Annotated in this window: 7 protein-coding genes; 2 read left to right on the forward strand and 5 right to left on the reverse strand. The window is 67.7% G+C overall.

Going from position 1 to position 5,164, the window contains the following annotated elements:
- The coding region (locus H0523_RS31430; protein ID WP_180180293.1) for an MFS transporter at positions 1-442 on the forward strand (442 nt) is incomplete at its 5' end.
- 96 nt (positions 443-538) lie between these two features.
- Here H0523_RS31430 and H0523_RS31435 read toward each other — a convergent pair.
- The 5 genes from H0523_RS31435 to H0523_RS31455 form a co-directional block, all read right to left on the reverse strand.
- Positions 539-1,186 (reverse strand): DUF799 domain-containing protein, encoded by a 648-nt coding sequence (locus H0523_RS31435; RefSeq protein WP_054434020.1) that lies wholly within the window; start codon positions 1,184-1,186, stop codon positions 539-541.
- Between the two features lies 1 nt (position 1,187).
- Positions 1,188-1,673, reverse strand: coding sequence for a DUF4810 domain-containing protein (locus tag H0523_RS31440; RefSeq protein WP_054434021.1), 486 nt, complete (start codon positions 1,671-1,673; stop codon positions 1,188-1,190).
- A gap of 11 nt (positions 1,674-1,684) precedes the next feature.
- Entirely contained in the window at positions 1,685-2,362 is a 678-nt protein-coding gene (locus H0523_RS31445) for a CsgG/HfaB family protein (protein WP_035359874.1), read from the reverse strand.
- A gap of 352 nt (positions 2,363-2,714) precedes the next feature.
- Positions 2,715-3,623, reverse strand: a complete 909-nt coding sequence (locus H0523_RS31450; RefSeq protein WP_054434022.1) for a DUF4261 domain-containing protein — start codon at positions 3,621-3,623, stop codon at positions 2,715-2,717.
- Positions 3,624-3,757: 134 nt separating this feature from the next.
- The gene (locus H0523_RS31455) at positions 3,758-4,534 is read right to left on the reverse strand and encodes a fused MFS/spermidine synthase (protein WP_054434023.1); all 777 of its coding nucleotides are present in this window, start codon (positions 4,532-4,534) and stop codon (positions 3,758-3,760) included.
- Between the two features lie 176 nt (positions 4,535-4,710).
- Here H0523_RS31455 and H0523_RS31460 point away from each other — a divergent pair.
- The coding region (locus H0523_RS31460; RefSeq protein ID WP_218950890.1) for a hypothetical protein at positions 4,711-5,164 on the forward strand (454 nt) is incomplete at its 3' end.

Here is a 5,164-nt window from a genome sequence, read left to right on the forward strand (position 1 = left end):
CGCTGGCGCCCTGGCGGCGCCGCTGGCCGGCCGCTACGCCGACCGGCGCGGCCCCAACGCCGTCAGCCGCCTGGGCGCCGCGCTGACCGCGGTGTCGTTCGCCACCATGGCGCTGCTGCCGCTGCTGTCGGCCCAATCCGGCCTGTGGCTGATCGCCGCCAGCGCCATCGGCTTCGACCTGGGCATCCAGGTGGCGCTGATCGCGCACCAGAGCATCGTCTACGGCATCGACCCCGCCGCGCGCAGCCGGCTCAACGCGGTGCTGATGGTCAGCGTCTTCATCGGCATGGCCGCGGGCGGCGCGCTCGGCAGCCTGGCGTTGGCGCACTGGGGCTGGATCGGCGTGACCGCGGTGGCCACGGCGGCGGCGCTCGGCGCCCTGGCCCTGCGCGTCTGGCCGGCCCGGCGCCGCGTGGCGCAGAGCGCGAACTGCGCGGCCTGATCGGACGGCCCACGCCAGCGGGCGCCGAATGCGACACAGCCCTCGAACGGTGGCAACGGTTCGAGGGCTGTGCGACCCGATGCGAGCGTCGGGGACTTACTGCGCGGCGTAGCGCGGCGAACGCGGGCCGTACAGGATGCCGCCCGGCGTGCCGGCGCTGAGCAGCATGTTGTTGGTCATGCCCGCCACGCCGAAGCTGCGATCGGACAGCGTGTTGACCACCTGGTCCACCACTGCCTGCACCAGCATGCCGATCAGGCCGCCGCCGCCATTGCTGGCCTGCACCACCTGCTTGCTGCCATCCCACAGCTTGGCGCCCGTGCGCAGGTCGACCAGCGCGGCGTCGATGGAGACGGTGATCGAGCTGGAAAGCACGGCGTAGCTCGAGCCGTACTGCTTGACGGTCATGTACAACGCGGCGTCGGCGCCGAAAATCTCGCGCAGCCGGGGCGCCGGCAGTTCATGGATTTCATCCGCGCTGGTCAGGCCGTTCTGCTTGAACGTCTCTTCCATCACCGCCACCGGGATCACGTAGTAACCCGATTCCGCCAGCGGCAGGGTGGCCTGCGACAGCACCGCGGCGGTCGCGGCCACGTCCACCGAGGTATTGAGCGGCGGCAGCACCAGGATCGACGCCGGCTTGCTTTCGCGGAAGGCGGCGTAGTCCACATTGCGTTGCGGCGCGGCGCAACCGGCCAGCAGGGCCACCAGCGCCAGAACGGCGATACGGAGGGTCGTGGTCATGTCAGGCTCCCTTCTTGGATGGTTGCGCGGGCGCGGCCTGGCCAGCCGGCGCCTCGGGCTTTGCCGCCTCGGGCTGAGTGGCCTGCGGCGCGTTTTCCGCGGTCTTGCTGGCATTGCGCAGCAGGAAGTCCATGAACGGCTTGGCCTCCGGGAAGGCCGCCTTTTCGCCTTCCAGCTGTTCCACACCCTTGGCGCCTTCACCCATCTTCAGGTACAGCATGCCGAGATGCGCGCGGAAGCCCGGCGGCAGTTCCGCGTTGGTCGCCCGCGCGGTCTCGATGTTCTTTTCCATCGCCAGCGTCTGCGCCGCGTGGTCGGCGCCGTCGTCCTTGAGGTAGGCGTAGACCGAGGGCTGGTACGACTGCCAGCTGTACATGCTCTTGGGTTGCGCGCACGCGCTCAGCGCGCCCGCCAGGGCGGCCACCGCCAGGATGCGACCGGCGCGCCCGAGCGCGACCGGGCGACCCTTCGCCAGATTGTTCAACATGGGACGTCCTCTCACTGTTGGGCGGGCTGCCAGGCGCCCTGTTCGATACCGTCGACCAGGCGGTCGACCGCTTCGCGGATCGCCAGATCCAGCACCTTGCCGTTCAGCGTCGAGTCGTAGCCGGCGGTGCCGCCGAAGCCGATGACTTCACGGTTGGACAGGCTGTATTCGCCGGCGCCGGACGCGGAATACACCACTTCGGACGTCGTCACGTCGACCACGTTGAGGTCGACCTTGGCGTAGGCCACCTGTTCCTTGCCGCGGCCGAGAATGCCGAACAACTGCTGGTCGCCCGTCACCTTGCGGCCGAAGGCGGTCACGTCGCCCGTCACCACGTAGCGCGCGCCCTTGATCTGGCTGGCCTTCTTGTTGAACGCCGCTTCCTGGGCAATCTCGGAGAGGTTCTCGCGGTCCATCACCTGGAACCGGCCGCTGCGCTGCAGATGGCTGACGAGAATGGTCTTGGCCTGGCCGCCCAGACGGTCCACGCCGTCGGAGAACACGCCACGCAGGTAGTTGGTGCGGTTGTCGAACTTGCCCACCGAAATCGGGCTGCGCACGCCTTGATAGGGCTTGCTGGCCGCTGCCACGGCGGGGACCGCCACGGACTGGGAGCGTTCGGTGGCGCAACCCGCGACCACCAGCGACAACATCGTTACCGCGCCAAGCTGTACAGCCTTCTTCAACATGCCACTCTCCTGCAAGCCCGCGCCAAACCCCGCCGGGCGTCGATTGAAAGAAAGAAATCCGGCAGCGAGTATATACAATTGAATACATAGGTCATATTTGGAAGTGACGGATCGAAATGCGGTATTTCGCATTAATGCCCGTAACTCCGGCGATTGATGGCCTATGACGGCGCTTCTACATGTCCTATTTTTGACATACCGTATTACGGCACTTTTTTATCAGGACAAAAATAGCGCTTCCCTGGAAATAATATTTCCAAATGAAACCATTTAGAGGGAAGAAAAGGCAGGATGCGGCGGCGCCCGGCCGGGGCGCCGCGATGGGCCGGACGAACGCCGGCCCGGCGGGGCGTCAGTGCTGGGTGTCGGCTTCGGGCTGGTTGATCTGCGAGGCGTCGATGATCTCCGCCACCAGCACCGGGCCCGGGCCTTGCAGGTAGTACTCGGCTTCCTGCGGCTCGCGCAGCTTCATGTAGCGGTTTTCGCCGATCTGCATGGTATGCCCGGCGGCCAGTTCGGCGCCGCTGTCGAGCATGTAGGCCATGATGTTGTTGAACATGCCGGAATACTCCTCGCCCTGGTGGTGGCCGTCGGCCAGCACGGCGAAATCGGGCAGGTCGAAGGCGTCGCCGCCGTAGGTGCGCATCCACACGCCCTGCACGCCTTCGACCTCGTATTTCACGAAGCCGCAATACAGCATAGTCAGCGGCAATGAGCGCAGCACCTCCAGGCTTTCGTCGCCCAGCGAATCGTCGGTGAAGACGCCGGCCGGCAGCGAAGTATGCGCATGCTCGTTCAGCACCGCGATCGCGTTGAAGCGGCCCAACGCGCCGGCCACCGCGGCCATCGCCACGTATTGCTCCAGCGGATCCTCGTCGAAGCCGGCGTAATACAGCAGCACGTGGCTGACGTGGGCGCGCACCTGTTCCTTGACCTGCGCCGGGTAGTGCGCCGGCGCCACGCAGACTTCCAGGGCATCGTGCGGCAACGGCGCGTCGAATCCCACCAGGCGCACCACGTGCTTGCCCCAGCCGACCATGCCCAGCAGCTGCGGCATGTCCGGCTCGATCTCGGCGCGCGCCTGGCGCGTCTCCGGGTGATAGGCGCGCAAGGCCGCCGCCAACGCATCGGCCTTCACGGCCAGCGGCGCCGCGAACACGACCTGCAGGCTCAACGGATTGTCGATATCGGGATTGGCCGTCAAGGCCGCGGTCTCGCCCGGTGAATCGGAGCGGCCGAAAAAGCGGGAGAAGATACTCATGGTCGGGAGCCTGCCTGTCGGGGGAAAGCGGGGATGCTATCAAGCCCTCGCGACACGTTGGCCGGCCAGTTGCAACAAAAGCCCGCCGCCCGCAACCAGATGTTGGACGGCCGCGCCGTCAGCCGGCCATGGCGCTACTTCAATTCCCGCGTCGCCCCGATCACGCGCAGGGTCGGCATCAGCTGGCGCCAGGCGTCCTTGGCGATGGCGGCCGGCCGCTTCAGGTCGGCCGCCGCCGGATCGTCCAGCAGATCGCCCTTGCAGGCGAACACGATGCTGTTGGTCATGTCGTCGTCCACCACTTCGAACATCGCGCTGCCGAACGCGGCCCGCACCCGGTCCAGGTACTCGTGGTGAAGCGGATGATTCACATGGAAGTTGATCACCAGGATGCCGTCGTCGCGCAGCGCGCGGTGGCAGTCGGCGTAGAAGTCCGCCGAGCACAGCGCGTCCGGAATCCCGGCATCGTCGAAACCGTCGAGCAGCAGCACGTCGGCGGCCTCGCGCAGGCCACGCACGTGATCGGCGCCATCGGCCTGCACCACCCGGAAGCGGTCGCTGTCGGACGGCACCATGAACGCCTCGCGCAGCGCGATCACCGCCGGATCGATCTCGACCACCTCGATGCGCGAGCGCGCCAGGTAGCGATGGCAGAACTTGGCCAGCGAACCGCCGCCCAGCCCCACCATCAGGATGTCGGCGGGCTCCGGCGCGAACAGCACGAACCCCATCATCATCCGCGTGTATTCGAGGTCGAGCGCGTCCGGGTTGAGCGTCGACATGCGGCTCTGGATCACCTTTTCGGAAAAGTGCAGGGTGCGCGTGGTGCCGGCGGCCTGCACGTAGGGCTGAGCGGCGCCGGGCGCCACCGGCGCGCTGGACAGGGACAGGGAGGAATCACGGGCGGACATGGGGCAGAAGATACCACCGCCGCATGGCCACGGCGTGTTCTCGGACCGATTCCCGCCTCCCTCCGGTTAAAGAATGCGTGCCGGACTGCCGTACATGTCGTGTCACCTCGCCATCGCGGGCAGCGGCCGCCCGGCCCGTCCCCGATGCCACGTGTCCCGCCTTACCGGAATCTCCCATGCAGCCCTTGGCCACCGACAGCGTCCTTCCCCCCGCCGCCCCCACGGGCAACGATCCGCGCGCCGCCAGACGCGACGCCGACGCCGATACCAAGGCGCAGGACCCGGAAACCGCGGCCAGCGATCGCCCAGTCTCGGTCCGCGTGGTGCTGAGCGACGACGCCCTGGAGCGCGCCGCCAAGGCGCGCAAGGCCATCTCGCAGCTCGCCGTCGATGCGGCCCAGTCGCGCCAGGACTTCGCCCGTTCCCGCGTCTCGCAGATCAAGCAGCGCATCGAGATGCTCAAGAAAATGCTGATGTTCCTGGGCAAGGCCGCGGCCAAATCCATCCTGCAGGAACTGCGCCAGCTGTCCGGCGAACTCGGCCAGGCCGCCGCGGCGCTCAAGAGCAGCGGCGGCGCCGCGCCGGCCGCGGGCGCCGCTGGCGCCATGGCGGCGCCCGTGGTGCAGGGCG

Source organism: Achromobacter insuavis, assembly GCF_902859645.1.
GTDB classification, from domain to species: domain Bacteria; phylum Pseudomonadota; class Gammaproteobacteria; order Burkholderiales; family Burkholderiaceae_B; genus Achromobacter; species Achromobacter insuavis.